General features: G+C 42.8%; 17 protein-coding genes, 2 tRNA genes and 2 pseudogenes. 11 read left to right on the top strand and 10 right to left on the bottom strand.

The window, feature by feature from the left end:
• Window positions 1–95: pseudogene (locus FTV18_RS12680) on the top strand (IS1595 family transposase); the annotation flags it as partial.
• On the opposite strand, the pseudogene FTV18_RS12675 reads toward FTV18_RS12680, so the two are convergent.
• Window positions 63–350 (bottom strand): annotated as a pseudogene (locus FTV18_RS12675) (hypothetical protein); the annotation flags it as partial. The pseudogenes FTV18_RS12680 and FTV18_RS12675 sit on opposite strands and share 33 nt — an antisense overlap.
• 247 nt (window positions 351–597) lie before the next feature.
• Here FTV18_RS12675 and FTV18_RS12670 point away from each other — a divergent pair.
• Window positions 598–3,945: a DEAD/DEAH box helicase gene (locus FTV18_RS12670; RefSeq protein WP_180018367.1), complete on the top strand. Its 3,348-nt coding sequence runs from the start codon at window positions 598–600 to the stop codon at window positions 3,943–3,945.
• Between the two features lie 18 nt (window positions 3,946–3,963).
• Here the strand turns inward: FTV18_RS12670 and FTV18_RS12665 are convergent, their stop codons facing one another.
• The 4 genes from FTV18_RS12665 to FTV18_RS12650 all read right to left on the bottom strand — a co-directional run bounded on the left by FTV18_RS12665 (window position 3,964) and on the right by FTV18_RS12650 (window position 6,113).
• The gene (locus FTV18_RS12665; protein ID WP_180018365.1) at window positions 3,964–5,253 is read right to left on the bottom strand and encodes a type II toxin-antitoxin system HipA family toxin; all 1,290 of its coding nucleotides are present in this window, start codon (window positions 5,251–5,253) and stop codon (window positions 3,964–3,966) included.
• Window positions 5,250–5,567, bottom strand: coding sequence for a helix-turn-helix domain-containing protein (locus FTV18_RS12660; protein WP_180002657.1), 318 nt, complete (start codon window positions 5,565–5,567; stop codon window positions 5,250–5,252). The genes FTV18_RS12665 and FTV18_RS12660 overlap by 4 nt, the downstream gene beginning before the upstream one ends.
• A 349-nt stretch (window positions 5,568–5,916) precedes the next feature.
• Window positions 5,917–5,992: transfer RNA gene (locus FTV18_RS12655), tRNA-Gly, on the bottom strand.
• 45 nt (window positions 5,993–6,037) lie between these two features.
• Window positions 6,038–6,113 (bottom strand) — tRNA-Gly (locus FTV18_RS12650).
• 230 nt (window positions 6,114–6,343) lie between these two features.
• Between FTV18_RS12650 and FTV18_RS12645 the strand changes: the two genes are divergently transcribed.
• The 5 genes from FTV18_RS12645 to FTV18_RS12625 all read left to right on the top strand — a co-directional run bounded on the left by FTV18_RS12645 (window position 6,344) and on the right by FTV18_RS12625 (window position 9,146).
• Window positions 6,344–6,652 (top strand): BolA family transcriptional regulator, encoded by a 309-nt coding sequence (locus tag FTV18_RS12645; protein WP_004780643.1) that lies wholly within the window; start codon window positions 6,344–6,346, stop codon window positions 6,650–6,652.
• Between the two features lie 9 nt (window positions 6,653–6,661).
• Window positions 6,662–7,054, top strand: a complete 393-nt coding sequence (locus tag FTV18_RS12640) for a SirB2 family protein (protein ID WP_159124117.1) — start codon at window positions 6,662–6,664, stop codon at window positions 7,052–7,054.
• Window positions 7,055–7,115: 61 nt separating this feature from the next.
• On the top strand, window positions 7,116–7,952 hold the full coding sequence (locus FTV18_RS12635; RefSeq protein ID WP_180018362.1) for a ParA family protein: 837 nt from the start codon (window positions 7,116–7,118) through the stop codon (window positions 7,950–7,952).
• Window positions 7,953–7,965: 13 nt separating this feature from the next.
• Window positions 7,966–8,358, top strand: a complete 393-nt coding sequence (locus tag FTV18_RS12630; RefSeq protein ID WP_180018360.1) for a hypothetical protein — start codon at window positions 7,966–7,968, stop codon at window positions 8,356–8,358.
• A gap of 194 nt (window positions 8,359–8,552) precedes the next feature.
• Entirely contained in the window at window positions 8,553–9,146 is a 594-nt protein-coding gene (locus FTV18_RS12625; protein WP_180018358.1) for a threonine transporter RhtB, read from the top strand.
• A gap of 25 nt (window positions 9,147–9,171) precedes the next feature.
• Here FTV18_RS12625 and FTV18_RS12620 read toward each other — a convergent pair whose 3' ends face one another.
• On the bottom strand, window positions 9,172–9,810 hold the full coding sequence (locus FTV18_RS12620; protein ID WP_034704672.1) for a DedA family protein: 639 nt from the start codon (window positions 9,808–9,810) through the stop codon (window positions 9,172–9,174).
• 493 nt (window positions 9,811–10,303) lie between these two features.
• On the opposite strand from FTV18_RS12620, the gene guaA reads away from it, so the two are divergent.
• Window positions 10,304–11,872 (top strand): glutamine-hydrolyzing GMP synthase, encoded by a 1,569-nt coding sequence (guaA, locus tag FTV18_RS12615; RefSeq protein WP_179992737.1) that lies wholly within the window; start codon window positions 10,304–10,306, stop codon window positions 11,870–11,872.
• Window positions 11,873–12,009: 137 nt separating this feature from the next.
• Here guaA and FTV18_RS12610 read toward each other — a convergent pair whose 3' ends face one another.
• Window positions 12,010–13,233 carry a GGDEF domain-containing protein gene (locus tag FTV18_RS12610; RefSeq protein WP_180018357.1) on the bottom strand — a complete coding sequence of 408 codons (1,224 nt, stop codon included), beginning with the start codon at window positions 13,231–13,233 and terminating at the stop codon, window positions 12,010–12,012.
• Window positions 13,234–13,392: 159 nt separating this feature from the next.
• Complete coding sequence (locus FTV18_RS12605; RefSeq protein ID WP_180018355.1) at window positions 13,393–14,745, bottom strand: GGDEF domain-containing protein; 1,353 nt, start codon at window positions 14,743–14,745, stop codon at window positions 13,393–13,395.
• 495 nt (window positions 14,746–15,240) lie between these two features.
• On the opposite strand from FTV18_RS12605, the gene FTV18_RS12600 reads away from it, so the two are divergent.
• From FTV18_RS12600 to FTV18_RS12590, 3 genes are all read left to right on the top strand, one after another.
• On the top strand, window positions 15,241–16,188 hold the full coding sequence (locus FTV18_RS12600) for a pirin family protein (protein WP_159124122.1): 948 nt from the start codon (window positions 15,241–15,243) through the stop codon (window positions 16,186–16,188).
• A 34-nt stretch (window positions 16,189–16,222) separates the two neighbouring features.
• On the top strand, window positions 16,223–16,621 hold the full coding sequence (locus FTV18_RS12595; RefSeq protein WP_159124123.1) for an OsmC family protein: 399 nt from the start codon (window positions 16,223–16,225) through the stop codon (window positions 16,619–16,621).
• Window positions 16,622–16,741: 120 nt separating this feature from the next.
• On the top strand, window positions 16,742–17,392 hold the full coding sequence (locus FTV18_RS12590; RefSeq protein ID WP_180018353.1) for a glutathione S-transferase: 651 nt from the start codon (window positions 16,742–16,744) through the stop codon (window positions 17,390–17,392).
• A gap of 52 nt (window positions 17,393–17,444) precedes the next feature.
• On the opposite strand, the gene phoR is transcribed toward FTV18_RS12590, so the two are convergent.
• On the bottom strand, window positions 17,445–18,803 hold the full coding sequence (gene phoR / locus FTV18_RS12585) for a phosphate regulon sensor histidine kinase PhoR (protein WP_179992734.1): 1,359 nt from the start codon (window positions 18,801–18,803) through the stop codon (window positions 17,445–17,447).
• Between the two features lie 25 nt (window positions 18,804–18,828).
• The gene (gene phoB, locus FTV18_RS12580; protein WP_159124126.1) at window positions 18,829–19,539 is read right to left on the bottom strand and encodes a phosphate regulon transcriptional regulator PhoB; all 711 of its coding nucleotides are present in this window, start codon (window positions 19,537–19,539) and stop codon (window positions 18,829–18,831) included.
• Window positions 19,540–19,705: the final 166 nt, after the last annotated feature.

Below are 19,705 nucleotides of genomic sequence, written 5' to 3'. Positions count from 1 at the left end.
AAGAGTACTTTGATTATCATCTTAAAGAAACTGAATGGCGTTGGATGAGGGAACCTAATGAGTTAGCAACTGAGCTGTGGAACCTCATTAGGTAAAATTAAGTGTAAATCTGCTAGTCTAGAGCCATGAATATTATGCTCAATCCTATTTTGGATCAGTTGGAGAGTCTCTGCTTGAATTTGTCCAGGTAATAGGTCATGAGCGATATTGCTGAATCAGATTGTAACCTTACAAATCGAGCCAATAATTTCATCAACTTCTTGGACACAAAGTTCTGCTTCCTGAGTACCAAGTTTCACAAGAGCTTGTCGAGGAATATTCAGTGCCTCACCCATGATATCCATTTGATGTGGAGGAAAGTTCTAAACCTTTACTGATCGCTTCTGCACTGTATTCAAAGGCGATTAATGGCCGACCTGTGATTGCGGTTGAGGAAACCAATGTACCCCAAAGCCAATATTCACCCCATCCATTGTAGTAAACATTAAGTTTTTGAGCATGGATTTATTTCCTTTTGATACGTTGGCGAGCAGTACTGTTCTGAAATGACAGCTTTGTCCGTTATAATTGTATAAACATTTTTGGTTTCTGGTAATTATGTCCTCATTGATCAATTTTCTATCTCGCTTTAGTACTGCAACTCTTCAGCGCAGTCTGAGCTATGCTAAACACATTGATAGGGAAACGATTGAGTTCTTTGAGGAAAAAGACGGGGTTACGATGTATGCCCAAATTGAAGGAACAGATTATTACGATACCGCAATTACCTATAATCCCCAAAAAGACCGTTTAATCGATGACGACTGCACTTGTCCGGTTGGATATAACTGTAAACATGCTGCTGCTTTAGCGCGGTTATTCTTTCAGGAATATCGCCAGGAATTTCAGCAGCGTTATGCTGACTCTCAATCCCCGCAGGGAATCGCAAAACGCCAACGGGGGGATGATCAGGCGCAGCGCTGGTTGAATGATTTTAAACGGTATTTACAACAGACTGAACCAGAGCAATCTGTCAAAACAAACAATTATTTAATTTACCTGCTAGATCAGTCTGTCAGCTTAAAGAAATTGACAGTTGATGTTCAGAAGGCCAGACGCAATAAAAACGGCTCAATTGCGGGGGAAAGTTATTATACCCAATATGAAAATATCACCAGAAAGCATCTGACTTTACCTGAACAAAAACGACAATTATTTAACCAGATTTATTATTATGCCAAAATAAACAGTGACGAACGCTTTTATCAAAGCAATCTTGATATCTCCAGAATTTTATTGGAGCATTTCAAATCTTTTATTCAAAGTGGCGATGTGTACTGGCAAAAAAAGAGCCATACTGCACTTCAATGGTCAGAACAAGGCTACAACATCGAATTTAGATGGGAACAAGGGGCTAAACAACAGACAGAGCATTTAAACATTGAATTGGTCAATGGTGATATTCGACTCGATTTGAAATCAAATCCACATATTCAGATTCTCGCGAGCCATCCACCATGTTATGTGGATATTCAACAGAACACGGTGGGCCAGTTATATGGTGAATATACGGCAAATCTTCTGTACCATTTTTTACAGATGCCTGATCTTCCATCTATGCTCTTGCCAGAGTTTGAGAAAATGACTCATCAATATTCAGACGTGAAAAATCTGCCTCGGCCCGAGTCTATTCAGCATATTGATGTCCTTGAGGGAAGTCCCCAGCCAATTTTACGCTTCGGTGTTTTAGATAAATTTGATTGGAAATGGGAAGAGTCTGTTTGTGCTGAAATTGAATTTTCCTATGCTGGTGGGCGAATAAAAGCAGGTACATCAGGTGACAGTTTTATTGGTGAGCAGCATGGGAAAATGGTGCGACAGCTTCGGGATTTAGTTCAGGAACAACAGTCAATCCAGCGTTTACAGCTGTTGGTCGAATCACTGAAGTGGGTGAAAGATCTTAATTATTACCAGCAATTAAAACTGGATAAACAACGTCTCGATTCTATGGTTTTTGCGTTCTATGGAGACTGGATCAAACAGCTGATGCCCATCAATCAAATTGAGTTGATGGGCTGGCAGATAGAGCATCTGGAAAACAGCCCCTTTAACCTGCAATATGTTGAAAATTTAAATATTTCTATCACTGAATCTGAAGGCCAGCAGGACTGGTTCAATATCGGGGCGACGGTTCAAGACAGTGCAGGCAATTCTTATAATTTACTTGATGCGCTCGTAGCTTTGGTGCGAGTAAATCCTGATTTACTTGATCCGCGGACTTTTATTCATCTGCATGACAGTCAAATTTTCACTGTGAAAACTGCAGTTGATCAACCTGATTTGGCGCTATCCGCTAGGGATATTAAGCCGGTATTATTGCATCTGCAGAGCATTTTACAGCAAGAAGAGCGCAGTATTGATCGCTATGATGCGAGTCAATTATTAGAATTGCAGCATAATCTTGGGATGACATGGCAGGTCAGTGATCGCCTGCAGAAATTTGTACATAAATTCAAACAAGGCTATCAGCAACAACTGCCGACACCACAAGGTTTTCAGGGGGAGTTGCGTCTATACCAGCAGCAGGGCTTAGGCTGGTTACAGTTTTTAAGGGAAACCCAGCATGGCGGGATTCTGGCAGATGATATGGGCTTGGGGAAAACAGCACAAACTTTAGCCCACTTACTCATGGAAAAGCAGGCTGGTCATTTGCAGGACAGACCCGCCTTAATTGTTGCCCCCACATCGCTGATGCATAACTGGTTCAAAGAAGCGGAAAAATTTACCCCTGAGCTCAAGGTACTGCTGCTACAAGGCCCCGACCGCCATCAGTATTTTGAGCAGATTTCACACTATGACATTGTGTTAACCACCTACCCGCTCTTGGCGAGAGATGAAGAGCAACTGAAGCAATATGAATATCATCAACTCATTCTGGATGAAGCGCAGAATATTAAAAATCCGCGTGCCAAAGCTGCACAGGTAGTACGGCAATTAACAGCGCGACATCGTCTATGTCTAACTGGTACACCTATGGAAAATCATTTGGGTGAGCTGTGGGCACTATTTTATTTTCTAATGCCAGGATTTTTATATTCACAAGAAATCTTTAATAAAAAGTACCGCTATCCTATTGAAAAACGCGGTGATCAGCAGTTAAGGCAAAAGTTGGTAAACCGCATTAAACCCTTTATTTTACGTCGCTTGAAAACTGACGTTGCCAAGGAATTGCCTGAAAAAACCACGATTGAAGTCAATATTGACATGAATGAGCAGCAATCCAAGCTATACGAGGCTGTTCGCGCCACGATGCAGGCAAATATTCAGAAAATTGTGGCAGAAAAAGGCTTTAAGCGTAGTCAAATCCAAATTTTAGATGCCTTGCTGAAGCTGCGTCAGGTCTGTTGTCATCCTAGCTTGCTGAAACTGGATTCAGTTAAAACCGGGCAGGCGTATTCTGCCAAACTTGAACAGTTGATGGATATGGTTGTTCCAATGGTGGAAGAGGGACGAAAAATTCTTATTTTCTCTCAGTTTACCTCAATGTTGGAACTGATTGAACAACAGCTCTATCACGCAAAAATTGGCTATGTGAAGCTGACTGGAAAGACCAAAAAGCGAGATGAAGTCATTACAGCATTTCAGTCTGGACAAGTGCCGGTATTTTTAATCAGTCTGAAAGCAGGAGGGGTTGGTCTGAATCTAACTGCCGCAGATACGGTCATTCACTATGATCCATGGTGGAACCCTGCTGCTGAAGATCAAGCTTCAGATCGTGCATGGCGGATTGGACAGGACAAGCCGGTATTTGTGTATAAGCTGATTACCAATAAAAGCATAGAAGAAAAAATTATTGCCTTGCAGCAGAATAAAGCAGAACTGGCACAGTCTATTCTAAGCACAGATCATGAGGGAGAAGCGAAACTGACGGAAAATGATGTGATGAAATTGTTTGAGAAATTTTAGCTTGGTTACAGGTTTCCTCTAATCATCTGTAAGTATCTGAAAGTCTGGATGCAATTTTTTCCAATGTTCTCTTAATTTTTCTTTATGAACAGAAATCATAGGTAAGTCTAGTAATAGCGCTGGCCATACTGACCGTGCTTTGTCCATAATGGCGTGAAGTTGTTTTTCAATAACACGCCATGGAACACCGACTTTTTCAGCCCATTGTTCAAAGTGTTTCATCTCAGCTAAATACCAATCTTTATTTTTGGCAAGATTCAATGCGAAATGAAGCTCATTTTCAATATATACACTAGTCATCAATATATCGTATGCGGGAGATAATCTTGGTGTTCTTTTGTCCTGATAAATCATACTCCAGTTTTTTAAGTGTGCATCTCCATTGGCGAGCAAAATGTTGACAAGTAAGCGGCTGGCAAATTGCTGAATATCAAGAATTTTGTTATCTGAAAATTGATAAATGATCTTTCCTATCTGCTCATAATTTGTGGTGCTGTATTTCTGCTGTGGATATGCACCGAAGATCTGAGCAAAGTCTTCGATGTGAATAAGCTCTGTAGTATCAGCAGTACTCTGTCTATCAAATCTTTTGATTGCAAAAGCATATTGCTCTTGGGGTAAATTTAATGGTGGAAGGTTTTGTAAGAGTCCCATATCCACCAAGCGAATCTCAGGGACATCTATTCCGACCATTTTGGCAAGGCTCATCATAGAATATTCATTTAGCGGAACAAAGGCATGTCTGGAAGAAGGAGTTTTGACAATCCAGTCCCCGAGTAGAGTCGTTTCCGTTGCCTGTGCTAATGTAAAACGCCCATCTTTGGCTTTCATGGAAAACTTCATTTGGACGCCGGCCAAGGAAAACTTATTATTTGTCCGAATCTCTTGTTTTAATATCTGATCTGGATTCGAGATCTGAAGCTTAAATTTTATTCCATCTGGGATTTCTTCTGGATCTACTGGGGTTGCAATTAGTGCCCCAGGTAAATCATGACCTAAAGCTGCCAATAACTGAAATTCATTGTCTATATGTACTTTGAGGCTTTGTGCAATCAGTTCGCGTAATGCACCTTCTGGTAGCAAGTTTGATAGCAAGGGATGTAAACGCTGATGTGTAACATAGGTCTTTTCTAAAATCTTATCCACTTGAGGATACAAGGGGGAAGTCAGCAGGCTCAAGGTCGGGCGTTGCTGATCAGAGCGGAAAGAATCTGTAAAAACCAGAATATTTTTTCCGCTCTGAAATCCTGCCAAGTATCCAACGATACCGTGATGTAATGTTAATTTCAGGACGGCAACAGTATTCATGGTTCCTCTCCTCCGAGAAGACCCTTCCATGGGTTAGTCATTAAGTCATCCTGATCTTCAATAGTGACTTTAATTTCATCATTCAATAATTGTCTAATCAAATGAACCTTATCATCAGGGATGAGCATCAGTTGAGCATTTAATCCTGCCGCTATAATTTCTAAGGTCTCTAATCGAGGGTTGCCCTGACTTTCCAGTTTTTGGTACTGCTGTCTTGAAATGCCTGTACGGGATTGCATATCAACTTGCTTTAAGCCCAATTGGGTTCGTCTTTTTTTGATTTGCTGTAGTAAAGACTTATTTAGTGTAGACATATTTATTGCTTTTTGGTGGTATAAGAAGCATATTAGTTGCTTTTTTATTAAGAAGCAATGACAGAAATTATTAACAGGCTCCGCGGCATCAATATTTAGGATCTAGGCAAGCTGATCTTGTTTAACATAAGCCACTTAGTAGTAGCTAATACTATCTTTTGTTTTGGAGTTTTTTTTATCTTGTATGATTGATACTCTGGAGCATCATCTACACGGTTTTTTGTTCACAGTTTTGAAAGAGCACTTTTGTAAACTTACTTTTTTAAGTATAAAAATTTCTTATGAAGTAAAATATTGAATAAAACAACAATAAAAAAGCCCCAGTCATTCAACTGAGGCTTTTTGAATCTGGAGCGGGAAACGAGACTCGAACTCGCGACCCCAACCTTGGCAAGGTTGTGCTCTACCAACTGAGCTATTCCCGCAGGGTCGATCAATTTTTTACTTTAAAAAATGAACAAAAAAGAATTTGGAGCGGGAAACGAGACTCGAACTCGCGACCCCAACCTTGGCAAGGTTGTGCTCTACCAACTGAGCTATTCCCGCATGCCGTGTATAATACAGCATGCAAAAACAGGGTCAATAACTTTATGAAAAATCTTGTGTCGATTGCATAAAATAAAAGCAATATTCTCTGTGCTTCCAGACAATTAGACAAAATTTATGCAAAATTTAATGAAATCTCGGCACAATCAAATAATTGCAGACATTTCTTGCACCGAAATAGCGGATAGAACAGGGTATACTGGACCCATATCTTGAATCGGAGTCAGGCCATGAGCTTAGAACAACAACTGAAAGACCGTTTGGCACAATTGTCACCTACTTATTTGGAAGTCGTGAATGAATCTTCAGGTCATGGTGGATATTTCCCGGGTAAGGAATCGCATTTTAAGGCGGTGATTGTCAGCGAAGCTTTTGCTGGCCTGCGTGCGGTACAACGCCATCAAAAAGTCTATGCTGCGGCAGGTGATTTGCTTTCTAAAGATAAAATTCATGCCTTGGCAATTCATGCTTTCTTGCCTGAAGAGTGGACAGGACAGGACACGTCTAGTCCAGAATGTGCACATGCACCGAAAAACTAAGAGGATTTTATGGATACCCAGCTTTTAGTCAAGATTATTCATATGTCTGCGGCAGGACTGGCCATTGTGGCCATTCTTGCACGTGCTATTACCCTGTTTGTGGATACACAGGGCAATCAGCCGAATCCAAAAGCACGTGTATTTCTGGTCGCTTTGCAGCACCTGGTCATTAGCGTGATTGCCTTAACTGGGATTATTGCCCTGTTTTTAAAGAATTTTGATGTACAGCCTTGGTTTTATGCCAAAATCATTTTATTCCTGGTGCTAATTTCATCCCTGGGCAAAGCCTATAAAAAAGATGATTCAATCCTGTTGGTACAACGCCGTGCTGGCTTATTTATTGCTGTGGTTTCACTTATTGCGATTATGGTATTGGTCATGATCAAGCCGAATTTTGGCTAAATTATTCATCAGTCAATGAAGTAAAACATACTGATCATTAGAAAAATAAAGAGGGGTGTTTATGCATACTCGTGTGGTATTCAATCAGAAAGGTGGGGTAGGGAAATCGAGTATTGCAGTCAATCTGGCTGCAATCAGTGCGCATCAGGGGCTTAAAACCCTGTTGATCGATCTTGATCCGCAGGCAAACTCCAGCCAGTATTTACTAGGGGATGATGCAACCTATTCCAGTGACAAGCCGGCGCTGGAGCCGAATATTGAAAACTATTTTGAAGATGTATTGGGGAATCAGCAGAGCAAAAGCTTAATTGGTAATGCGATTGGCTCCATTCTCAAGACCCGGGCCAAAGGGCTGGAAAGTTATCTGCATCAATCACCTTTTAAAAATCTGGATGTCATTCCAGCGAGTCCGAGTTTGGGTACATTAGCCCATGCACTGGAATCCAAGCATAAGATTTATAAGTTGCGCGATGCCTTGCAGTCGCTTTCTGAGCATTATGATCGGGTGTTTATCGATACTCCGCCGGCATTTAATTTCTTTACGCTTTCAGCACTGATTGCTGCAGACCGTGTCCTGATTCCGTTTGACTGTGATGTGTTTTCTAAACGGGCCTTACAAACTCTGATTGAAAATGTCATCGAAACTCAGGATGATCATAATGAACGTCTGGAAATTGAAGGCATCGTGGTCAACCAGTTTCAGGCTCAGGCAAAACTGCCACGCGAAGTGGTACAGCAACTGATAGATGAAGGTCTTCCGGTGCTGAACAGCATGTTGCCGCCGTCGGTGCTGATGAAAGAGTCACATCAAAAAAATCAGCCATTAATTCACTTGGCAACTGATCATAAATTGACTCAGGCCTATCAATCATTGTTCAATGAGATAGAGCAGCATTAAGATCGAGTTAACTATGAAACTTGTGAAAATAAGTCTGGCAATCAGCATACTTAGCTTGCTGAGTGCCTGTGTAACGACGGTCAAACCGACCTATGTTTCACCGACCCATTATCAGACCCTCAACTGTCAGCAGCTTCAGGGTGAATACAACCGTATTCAGCAGTATCTTGATAATGGTGTTGAGCCGCCTAAACGTACAGGTGTCGGCGTAGGGGTAGGCGTCGGTGGTGGCTGGGGCAGCCGCGGCGGCTGGGGCATTGGTCCGAGTGTATCAGTGAATATGGGACAATCTTCCAATACCAAGCGCACTGAAACGGCACGTCTACTGGGTGAACAGGAAGCTATTGTACAAGCTGCAAAATTTAAAGCTTGCCCAATTGTGATCCGTCAAAACACCAATAAATAGCCCTCTAAACATCAAAAAAATGCTGACTTTAAGTCGGCATTTTTTCTATCTTAAAAGTGATTGGTCAAGTGACAGAGTTCACAGTATTTGCCAGAAAAAATGACCGATGCGCATAAAATTTTGAAAGATCTCGTCTTGTGATCAGAACACGAGATTGGTTAAGGTAATCACCTTATCTGATATGTCTAACCACCATGATTGAAAACTGGCTCTTTGTTTTTGCAACAATAGCAGTGCTGATGATCCCTGGACCTGCCAATGCATTGGTGGCCAGTTCTGCCTATCAGCAGGGAACAGCCAAAACCAGTCTGTATATTCCCGTCATTATGGTGGGGTATTTATATGCGATAAACGGGTGGGCTTTGCTGGTTCATCTGTTTTCACCGATCTGGCCCAGTTTTCAGGAACTGGTACATGTACTGAGCGCAATTGGTGTGGGCTGGATGACCTTTCATTTATTCAAAGCGCGGCAACTGGAACAATATAATCAGAGTCATCCTCAAATCCGTCCCTGGCAGATGTTTAAGGGAACCTTGAAAAATCCCAAAGCAGCGCTTCTGGCAACCGGAATCTTACCGCTCTCTACTTGGGAAAGTCCGAGTAACTTTGTTCTGATCTTTGCCATTTTTACTGGGATTGCCTTGCTGGTTGCGTTGTTCTGGATGATCTTCGGACAGGCGATTCTGGCGGGAGAGTCGGCAAAAAGAAAAGCCGACCTGATTTATAAAGGGTCGGCTCTGTTTTTACTGCTTTGTCTGGTGCCCTTGTTGATTAATTGGCTGGAGTAAATGTTTGCTCAACAGCTCTAGGCTTCTAGGCAATTTTATTTTTCTTGAGTTTCTGCTGAATAAAGCCAATCACACCTGGCATAACACTTAAAATAATGATGCCAAAAATCAGATGAGTGAAATTATCTTTGACGATTGGCATATTGCCGAATAGATAACCCAGGATCACAAATGAACTAATCCAGAGAAAGCCACCGATCATATTGTAAGTCAGGAAATATTTATAATTCATACTTCCCGCACCGGCAACAAAAGGTGCAAAGGTACGTGCAAAAGGAATGAAACGGGCAAAAATAATGGTTTTGCCGCCGTGTTTGACAAAGAACTGCTGGGTAGCCAGCAAATGTTTTTTATTAATAAAACGTGATTCAATCTCAAATACACGTGGTCCAATATATTTACCAATATGATAATTCAGGGTGTCGCCCAGCACTGCCGCAGTGAACAGTAGTGGAATCAGTACCCATGGATCCATAGCACCCGTTGAAGCCGCCAGCGCACCTGATGCAAATAACAGGCTGTCTCCCGGCAGGAACGGCATCACCACTAGTCCCGTTTCAACAAAAATAATCAGGAAAAGAATGCCATAAATCCAGATGCCGTAATTGGTAATGAATTCGAGCAGGTGATCATCAACGTGGAGGATAAAATCAAGCAGTTCCATAGGGAAAAAACAAGCGAAAAGGTGATCAAATCCTAACAGTCTGGGGCATGAAAGTCAGTACCGAAAAGGAAAATAATTGCCTGCTCATCCCTGATGGGTGAATTAAAAATTTATCTTACAAATTGGCGGTGAATTCCTGCAAAAACCGGCTTGGCATGAAAACGTCATTAAAATAAAAATTAAAAGGTGGCTCCCATGTTTAACCCTTAACGCCATCCAAGTGAAGACCGTAATAGAGGATAGAGGTAAGCGAAATAAACTTTCAATAGCCACTTAACTGGCCGATCTTAAAATGGTTGAAATCCAGATAGGGTGATAAATACGCTGAATTCTGTGGAGAGAAGGGAAGACTCCTCTGTTGAATCGAAAGCGTTATTCCATCTAAAAAAATAAACTGCTTAATTATTATGCTGATGGGAATAGTGTGCTTAAGCCTAATAAAAATGCTAGAATACGGCGCTTATCTTTCGTTTGCCTTTCATAGTTGTTTGTCATGACTACCAATACTCAAATTACTGAAGATCGTATCCTGATTCTGGATTTCGGTTCTCAATATAGTCAGCTCATCGCACGCCGTGTCCGTGAAGCTGGTGTATATTCTGAAATGTATGCCTATGACATGTCTGAAGAAGACATTCGCGCATTTAATCCAAACGGTATCATCTTGTCTGGTGGACCTGAAAGTGTTCACCTGGAAGGCAGCCCGCGTGCGCCGCAAGTGGTATTTGAGTTAGGTGTACCTGTACTGGGTATCTGTTATGGCTTGCAAACCATGTGTGAACAACTTGGCGGTAAAGTTGAGCCAGGTACTGTACATGAGTTCGGTTATGCAGAAGTGGATATCGTGGTACGTGACCAGCTGATTGGTCAGCTGCAAGACCGTGAAAACCAGCTGCATGTCTGGATGAGTCATGGTGACAAGGTTGCACGCATTCCAGAAGGCTTCCAGGTGACTGCAAGCACATCAAGCTGCCCGATTGCCATGGTGTCTGATGAAACCCGCCGTTTCTATGGGATCCAGTTCCACCCTGAAGTGACACATACTTCGAAAGGTGCAGAATTACTGTCTAACTTTGTACACCAGATTTGTGGTTGTCGTGGTCTGTGGACACCAGAACATATTATTGACCTGCGTGTAGAACAGCTTCGTGAACAGATTGGCGATGAAAAAGTATTGTTAGGTCTTTCAGGTGGTGTGGATTCATCAGTTGTAGCGGCACTTCTACACAAGGCAATTGGCGATCAGTTGACTTGTGTATTTGTAGACAACGGTCTGCTTCGTTTGAACGAAGGCGATCAAGTGATGCAGATGTTTGCAGACAACATGGGGATCCGCGTGATCCGTGCTGATGCTGAAGATCGTTTCCTTTCTGCATTGGCTGGAGAAGTTGATCCAGAGAAAAAACGTAAAATCATCGGTCGTGAATTTATTGAAGTCTTTGCTGAAGAAGCGCGTAAGCTCGATGGCGTAACCTTCCTTGCACAAGGTACGATTTATCCAGACGTGATTGAATCTGCTGCCAGCAAACAAGGTAAGGCACATGTCATCAAGTCGCACCACAACGTAGGTGGCTTGCCAGAAGATTTGGCATTTGACCTGGTTGAACCATTGCGTGACCTGTTTAAAGATGAAGTACGTAAATTAGGTACGACTCTAGGCTTGCCACACAGCATGATCTACCGTCATCCGTTCCCAGGTCCAGGCCTTGGTGTTCGTATCTTAGGTGAAGTGAAAAAAGAATATGCTGATATTCTTCGCCTTGCTGATGACATCTTCATGCAAGAACTTCGCGCAAGCGGCTGGTACGACAAAACTGCTCAAGCTTTTGCCGTATTCCAACCAGTGAAATCTGTGGGTGTGGTCGGTGATGGCCGTCGTTATGCATGGGTAATTGCACTTCGTGCAGTTGAAACCATCGACTTTATGACAGCGCGTTTTGCACATCTTCCATATGACCTGGTAGACCGTATTTCTACACGTATCATGAACGAAATTGCTGAAGTTTCTCGTGTGGTGTATGACGTTTCATCTAAGCCACCAGCAACAATTGAATGGGAGTAATTTAGGGATTTCAAGAAGCAACGCTTCTTGCCTAAATTATGCCAAGAGCTGTGCTCGCGGCAGTGTCTGACGGTTCAGATATATCCTTATAAAAAGAGCGCTTCGGCGCTCTTTTTTTATTATCTTTCAAATGACATTTAAACCGGTTTAACCTGCCAGTTTTGAAGTTCTCCAAGCAAGCTCTGATCCAGTTCAGGATCATAACATTCCACTCTGTTCCGACCATTGGCTTTAGCCTGATACAGGGCAATATCAGCCTGTTTAATCAGCGCCATTAAATCCGTTTCACTACTTTCCAGAATGGCCGCACCAATTGAAACGGTGAAATCAAGACGATGCCCATGTTCCAGATTGACCACAATATTCTCGATTTTGTATCTTAAACGCTCGGCAATTTTTAACGCATCATCCAGTGAAGTTTCAGGAAGGCATGCGATAAATTCTTCACCCCCATACCGTGCCAGCACATCATGGCGTCGCATTTCATTGCGTGTGGTCTGTGCAATCATCTGCAATACCTGATCTCCAACATCATGTCCATAACGGTCATTAATCTGCTTGAAATGATCGACATCAAAGACCAGCAAACTGATTGGAGCAGGCTGTTTGAGATTCTTTTGGATCAGCTGTTGCACCAGATATTCAAAACAGCGTCTATTATTCAGGCCTGTCAGCGAGTCAGTATGGGCGAGATTTTCAAAAGTCTGACGATGATATTCATTCAGGGTGTGTTGCAGGAATACCAAACGGGATTTTAGTGTAGAGTTCCAGCTGATATATAAACTGAAAGTCAAAACCGGCATATAGATCAGGGAAAACAAGAACATCTGATACAGATCAGCTTGGGTATTGAAATACACACCAATATAAATCACCAGTGTAATCAGACCGGAATTAATCAGGCTAGGCCAGAAGCGGATCTGTACATATAAATTGGCCAGGACAATAAAGACCAGCGAAGCATATTGATAAATGAGCGTATGCGGACTTTCAGACTGATTCAGATTAAAAAACCAGATTGCACTTGCTCCGATAATCGAGGTCGGCAACAGCAGGTCAAATACAGGCAAATTCCGGTAAAAATGATACATCCAGATGGTTATCAGCACGATCACCAAGGTATAGCCTAGCTTGGTCAGAATGAGCAAATTCATAATGTCATTCAGTACCAGAATATCGGCAAGGGTGTAGGAGGCATATGCCACCTGTGCGAATAGGTTCACCTGCAACAGGTATTTTAAAGTGAGCTGTTTCTGATGGTTAAAGTAGGCAGGTTTTAAAGACCCAGGAATACGAACAAGAGGATCGTGAAGGGCATCCTGAAGCAGGAGGCGAGCTTCTTCTTCATATTTATCTGGCATGCCGCCTTCCCACATTAAATCCAAAGAAATGAATAAGATGAATATTTATATTTGTATGAAAAATATTCTATTCTTTTAGGAATTATTTGAAAAGCATCACAAACAAATTTAGGCCTAATTCTTAAATTCTTGTCTAATAATCTTGATTTTGCTATCAGGTTACAAAGCAGACCAAGACTGTTTCGCTTTATGATGAGCGCCAGACTGCTCCTGTTTATTCAAAGGTTTAAATACATTCCAGGGATTTGGAGAGAGCGGTTTAGCCGGTTGCAGCATATTGGGATGATAGACCCGAATCCGGTTTCTTCCCGCTTTCTTAGCTTCGTAAAGCGCAATATCTGCATGCTTAATCAGATCTTCAAGCTCCTGTTGCGGAGATTCAAGCTCAGCAATACCGATAGAAATCGTGAACTGGATTTTCTGGTCAGAATTGATGTACATCACCTGCTTTTGAATCGAGCAGCGAATCCGTTCTGCAATCATCAGGCAATCCTGTAGCTGGGTATCTTCCAGCAAGGCAATAAATTCTTCTCCACCAAAACGTGCCAGCACATCGCTAGAGCGCATTTCTTTACGGGTAATTTCAGCAATCAGTTGTAGCACCCGGTCACCCACATCATGGCCATAGTTGTCATTGATTCTCTTGAAATAATCGACATCAAACATCAATAGGCAGGTGCTGGCAGGCTTTGGCCATTGATGGATTGAACGTTCCGCCATATCCACAAAATGACGACGATTAAATAACTGCGTCAGATCATCAGTATGAGCAAGATTTTTTAAGGTTTGATAGTTCCATTCATCCAGCAAAGTGCGTAAAAAAGAGCGCCGTATGTTGATGATATTATTCCAGTTGATATAAATACTAAACGCCCAGAGAGGCGTGAAAACAACGGCGAAAATAAAGGCCTGCGATAGACTCATGAGATGGGTTACCCCAATCATGATAAACAGGGCGATAAAAATAGAACAATACAGCGCACCCTTAAACTCGGTCTGTACACAGAGATTGGTAATTAAAACAAAGATCGCAGAGGCATAGATATAAGTTGACACATGCGGGCTACTCGACAGCAGGAGCAGGCCAATCCAGGTCGCTGCAGCCACAGTCGTGCCCACAGGCAAAATCATGTCCAGAACCCGGATATTCTTTTGATGCTTAAACAGGTAATAGCAGCAAAACATGACAGCAATGACCAGTGATACCCGGATCAGGCCAGACAGGAAAAACATGTCAGGAATAATAAAAATATCGGCAAAGAAATACAGCAAAAAGGCGATCTGCGCCATGTAATTAATCTGGCGAAGATTTTGATGACGATGCACATAAAGATAGTTATAAAAGTACTGCTGGAATTGCGCAGGAATAGGTGCAGCGCGATGTACAAGCGCATCTTCAATTAACTGGCGATTTTGCAGATCACATTCGGCCAACTTTAATGATCTATCTGTGGTCGAGTTTTGAAAAGACATATTCGCCGTTGAATATATATTTTCATTCGAGGATGACATGTCCTGATCCAATTATATTTTTATTGGGTCCTATTATGGACCAAATGAATAAAAAAAAATCTCCCTAGAATCAGGGGGTAGTACGAATTTTAAAAAGAAAACGTAACAAAATTTTTGTTTTGTAAATATGAAGCTATACGGATCACATTTTTATAGATTGCTGATTTTAATCATTTATATCAATAAAAATAGGCGTTTCACGTGAAACATGAGTATGATGAATAAGTTGATTTAAACGAACTGATGTAAGGTGCTTGAATGATTATATGATTCATCACCAAGATCTTGATTACAGGATTTGGAAGACTGAAGCCTTTAAGTATTTGAACTGTTCTGATGAGTAGCACATTTTATACGTATCGAAATATTTCCAAAGATAGATTTTGTGGGTAGACGCGGTACATTGTTGTATGAGGTAGACATCTTGTAATGATCACGGAAAGATGTCTTGATGCAGCATACAGCCAGAATGAACTTGCCGAGGTCAGCTCAACCATGTCGAATAATAATGATATTGAACTGTCAAATTCAGATGATTGTGAAAAGTATATCAATCAGTTCATACAGGAAGTTCCTTTACGGCGTGCGGAAATCGGGCAGGGAACAGTCATTAAACGCGCCTTGCCGAGTCGGCATAAACGCATGATTGGCGCCTGGTGTTTTCTGGATCATGCCGGTCCTACTCAGTTTCCTCAGGGAGATGGTCTGGATATCGGACCGCATCCGCATATTGGCCTACAAACTTTTACCTGGATGATTGAAGGCACCATGATGCACAGTGACAGTCTGGGTAACCGGCAATTGATCCGGCCGAAACAGGTTAATCTGATGACTTCAGGCTATGGCATTTCGCATACAGAGGTTTCACCGGAAACTGAAACCAAGATGCATGCAGCACAGCTCTGGATCGCCCTACCTGATGACAAGATCAATATGGCTCCCGCGTTTGATCATTATCCGGAATTACCTGTGATCGAAGAACAAGGCATTCAATGTACGGTCCTGGTCGGGGAATTCCTAAATACACAATCCCCGGTTAAAGTGCATACCGAACTTTTGGGGGTGGATCTATTTGCTGCTGAAAGTACCCGTGCCCATTTGAGTTTAGATCCAAGATTTGAATATGGCTTTATGGCCCTTGAGGGTCTGGCAAGTATTAATGGGCATGAACTGACTGAAGATAATATGGTGATTCTTGAGCCGGGATTACAGTATGTAGATGTCGAAATTCATGCGGGTGGGCGAATCTTGCTGATTGGTGGAGAGCCATTTGAAAGCCCTATTTTATTGTGGTGGAATCTGGTTGGTCGTGATGTGGAAGAACTGAAGCTGGCCCGTGAACAGTGGATGATGGGGCACCCGCGTTTTGGCACCATTCCAAGCTATGATGGGCCGCGTATGGAAGCACCAGCATTTCCGGAACATATGCGTGCTTCTCGATAAATCTTTCATATAACTATAAGAACAAAGGATCAGTATGGCCCGTATCGCACTTGCCAAAATACAGAGCTTAACCATACCGTGGCAGGGAGAAATCAGTCATGGTCAGCATCATTATCTGACCGATAAACCGGAATCCTTCGGTGGGCAGGATGCAGGTCCTGCACCTTATGATCTGCTTTTAGGCAGTCTGATCTCTTGCACCATGATTACTTTGCGCATGTATGCCAAACATAAGGACATTGAACTGGGCGACTTTCAGGTTGAAGCAGAATTCTTTGCCAATAAAGAAGGACAGGAATGGATTGAACGACGCTTAAGTTTCGATATTACTCATGATTCGGCTTTGCAGCAGAAAATTCTGGAGATTTGTGCCAAAACCCCGGTGACCAAAACCCTGTTACGCAGTCTGGAGATTCGGACCAGCCTGATTTAAGCTAAAAGAGAGTACGCTATATCCGGTAGGGAAAATGTAAGTAGACTGATAAACTCTTTAGTTAGAGCCAGACTTTTTGCTATGCTCACGCAGTAATAACAATAAAATCATGAGTCTAATATGCGTGTTTTACATCATCTCGAACAATCAAGATCATTTCGAATCATGTGGGCCTTGGAAGAGCTGGAACTTGATTATGAGATCAAGTATTACAAACGCCTGCCTAACTATTCTGCTCCGCCTGCTTTGAAACAGGTTCATCCTCTGGGTAAAGCCCCGATTCTGGAAGATCAGAATCTGGTACTGGCTGAGTCTGCCGCCATTCTGGAGTATCTCCAAGAAACCTATGATTCGACCCATCAGTTTCAGCCGATCAGTGCCGAGAACAAGGCGCAATACCGCTACTGGATGCATTATGCAGAAGGGTCTTTGATGCCTTTGCTGGTCATGCAACTGGTGATGACCAAAGTTCCTGAGCAAGTGCCATTTCTGGTTCGTCCCGTGGCTAAAACAATTTGTGAAGGGGTAAAAAAGCAGTTTGTACAAAGCCGTCTAAAAGACCATATCCAGTTTCTGGAAGATTATTTAAGCCAGCATGAATATTTTGCCGGTCGTTTCAGTTTTGCGGATATCCAGATGAGCTTCCCACTTGAAGCCATGCAAAGCCGTACCGGTAAAAGCTATCCGGCGATTCAAGCCTATCTGGAACGGATCTCGCATCGTGCGGCTTATTTCCGGGCCTTATCCAAGGAGCAGGCATTAAAGTCTTAAAGCCTTCGCTAAAAAAGAAAAGGTGCGATTTGCACCTTTTTTTATTTTTGAATCAGTCTGGGAAACTGAGACGTTCTTTAGGGAAAATCACCTTAAAGGTGGATCCCTGATTTTCATGGGAATCAATTTCGAGCTGAGCCTGATGTTGCATCAGTACATGCTTCACAATCGCCAGACCCAGTCCTGTGCCACCAGTACGGCGGCTACGGTCAGAATCTACCCGGTAAAAACGTTCGGTCAAGCGAGGCAAGTGTTTAGGATCAATCCCAATTCCGGTATCTTCTACGACAAAATAGGCCGATTCACCATCATCATGCCAGCCCATGGTGACAGTTCCACCTTTAGGCGTGTACTTGATAGCATTGGTAATCAGGTTACTGAAGGCACTGGCAATTTCCATATCTGAGCCGATCAGGTCACAGTGACTATCAATATCCAGATTTAGGGTATGGCCATAATCCACGTTATAGGCTTGCGCATCATCAAACAGCTGGTTCATCAGATTCGGCATGTCAATAATCTGGTTCTTGGCAATATTCTTGTCATTTTCCAGACGGGATAGCAGCAACAGGTCATTCACTAGTGCATTCATGCGACGAGTCTGGGACTGCATCTGGTCAAAGGCACGTTTCCAGCGCGGGCTAATATCTTCCTGATCGGTAAAGGTTTCGATATAGCCGCTGAGCACAGTTAAAGGTGTACGCAGTTCATGCGAAATATTATCGACGAAGTCCTTACGCATCTGTTCCAGATTATGCATTCGGGTTACATCATAGGCGACCAGCAAACGACTTTCACCGCCAAAACGGGTCATTTTGATTTGCACATAATGATCTTCGAATATCGAAGACTTCATTTTAAGGCCATCAGGTGCATCATCAATATGATGATAGTAATCAATGAAATTTGGCTGACGTAACAAACTCAGGATATTGCGGCCGCGATCTTCCTGACCAATCCCCAGTAACCGTTCTGCCGCCGGGTTCCACCATTCAATCTGCTGGTTTTCATCAATCAGTACCACAGCCTCTTGTAGGGCGACTAGCGAGGATTGAGCACGGTCAATCAGCTCGACCATTTCAGCCTGAACGACACGTTCCTGACGCTGGGCCCGATAGACATTGAACAGTAAAGCCCCCCAGATCCCGTTAATATTTGGCGGTACATCATAGGGACGGTTCGAGATCCATTCATTGACCAGGTAGAGTGAACGCAACTGTGTGCCAAAGAAGGCAACAAAGGCCAGAACGATACAGATCCAGAAATAGCCGATGCCTAGGCCAATACAACTGGCAATCACCAGGAAGAGAAGAAGGAGACGTAAATCTTGCTTGGCAAAATCCCATAGGCTGCTGTAACGGAGTCTTTTGTGCTCGTGTGACAGTTCGGGAACAGGATAGGGCTCATACATAAAACAAGATTTACCTAAAAAACAATTAACCCAGTGCAACATCGGCACGGGTCGAGAAACGGTAACCGGTGCCACGCACAGTTTGTACATAACGGTCAGCGCCATAAGGTTCAAGTACCTTACGCAGGCGACGGATATGCACATCAATGGTCCGGTCTTCAATATAGACGTTGCCACCCCAGACCTGATCCAGCAATTGCGCACGGGTATAAGCACGTTCCGGATGGGTCATGAAAAATGCCAAGAGACGATATTCAGTCGGTCCCATATCCAGTATAGTACTGCCAAAATTCACGCGCTGACTGACTGGGTCTAATACCAGTCCGTTAGCATCAATGGATTTTTCACCGCTGAGGGCATTAGAGCGACGCAAAACAGCTTTAATACGTGAAACCAGCTCACGGGTCGAAAATGGTTTAGTCATATAGTCATCGGCACCGGCGTCCAGTCCCTGAACTTTATGATCTTCTTCACCACGTGCAGTTAGCATGATGACTGGAATTTCGGACAGATTTTCATCGCGTTTCAGACGACGACAGAGATCGACACCACTGACGCCACCCGGCATCATCCAGTCCAGCAAAATCAATGCTGGACGCTGGTCCACAATCATTTGATGAGCCTGCTTGGCATCTTCTGCCTGTAAACATTGAAAGCCCGCCATATCCAGAGCAGTATGGATCATTTCACGAATCGGCAGTTCATCATCAACAATTAGAATGTAGTCATCTTTCACAGCGCAATACCCTATTTCATGCAAACGGTGGACCGTTTTATATTTATGACAGGCTTATTACAAAGATTAATTATGACAGTATCATTGCAGAATAGGTAGTTTCGTGGCCTTCCGCAAAGATTTGTCACAATTTAAGCTGTTATTTTATAAGAGGGTCTTAGTTCAA

It is taken from the genome of Acinetobacter sp. YH12241 (assembly GCF_013417535.1).
Lineage (GTDB): Bacteria > Pseudomonadota > Gammaproteobacteria > Pseudomonadales > Moraxellaceae > Acinetobacter.
Note: the sequence above shows the minus strand (reverse complement) of the source record. Positions and strands in the feature narration are given on the sequence as shown.

Coding starts and splice junctions, on each gene's coding strand:
- FTV18_RS12670 (WP_180018367.1), top strand. CDS start 598: ATGTCCTCATTGATCAATTTTCTATCTCGCTTTAGTACTGCAACTCTT.
- FTV18_RS12665 (WP_180018365.1), bottom strand. CDS start 5,253: ATGAATACTGTTGCCGTCCTGAAATTAACATTACATCACGGTATCGTT.
- FTV18_RS12660 (WP_180002657.1), bottom strand. CDS start 5,567: ATGTCTACACTAAATAAGTCTTTACTACAGCAAATCAAAAAAAGACGA.
- FTV18_RS12645 (WP_004780643.1), top strand. CDS start 6,344: ATGAGCTTAGAACAACAACTGAAAGACCGTTTGGCACAATTGTCACCT.
- FTV18_RS12640 (WP_159124117.1), top strand. CDS start 6,662: ATGGATACCCAGCTTTTAGTCAAGATTATTCATATGTCTGCGGCAGGA.
- FTV18_RS12635 (WP_180018362.1), top strand. CDS start 7,116: ATGCATACTCGTGTGGTATTCAATCAGAAAGGTGGGGTAGGGAAATCG.
- FTV18_RS12630 (WP_180018360.1), top strand. CDS start 7,966: ATGAAACTTGTGAAAATAAGTCTGGCAATCAGCATACTTAGCTTGCTG.
- FTV18_RS12625 (WP_180018358.1), top strand. CDS start 8,553: ATGATTGAAAACTGGCTCTTTGTTTTTGCAACAATAGCAGTGCTGATG.
- FTV18_RS12620 (WP_034704672.1), bottom strand. CDS start 9,810: ATGGAACTGCTTGATTTTATCCTCCACGTTGATGATCACCTGCTCGAA.
- guaA (WP_179992737.1), top strand. CDS start 10,304: ATGACTACCAATACTCAAATTACTGAAGATCGTATCCTGATTCTGGAT.
- FTV18_RS12610 (WP_180018357.1), bottom strand. CDS start 13,233: ATGCCAGATAAATATGAAGAAGAAGCTCGCCTCCTGCTTCAGGATGCC.
- FTV18_RS12605 (WP_180018355.1), bottom strand. CDS start 14,745: ATGTCATCCTCGAATGAAAATATATATTCAACGGCGAATATGTCTTTT.
- FTV18_RS12600 (WP_159124122.1), top strand. CDS start 15,241: ATGTCGAATAATAATGATATTGAACTGTCAAATTCAGATGATTGTGAA.
- FTV18_RS12595 (WP_159124123.1), top strand. CDS start 16,223: ATGGCCCGTATCGCACTTGCCAAAATACAGAGCTTAACCATACCGTGG.
- FTV18_RS12590 (WP_180018353.1), top strand. CDS start 16,742: ATGCGTGTTTTACATCATCTCGAACAATCAAGATCATTTCGAATCATG.
- phoR (WP_179992734.1), bottom strand. CDS start 18,803: ATGTATGAGCCCTATCCTGTTCCCGAACTGTCACACGAGCACAAAAGA.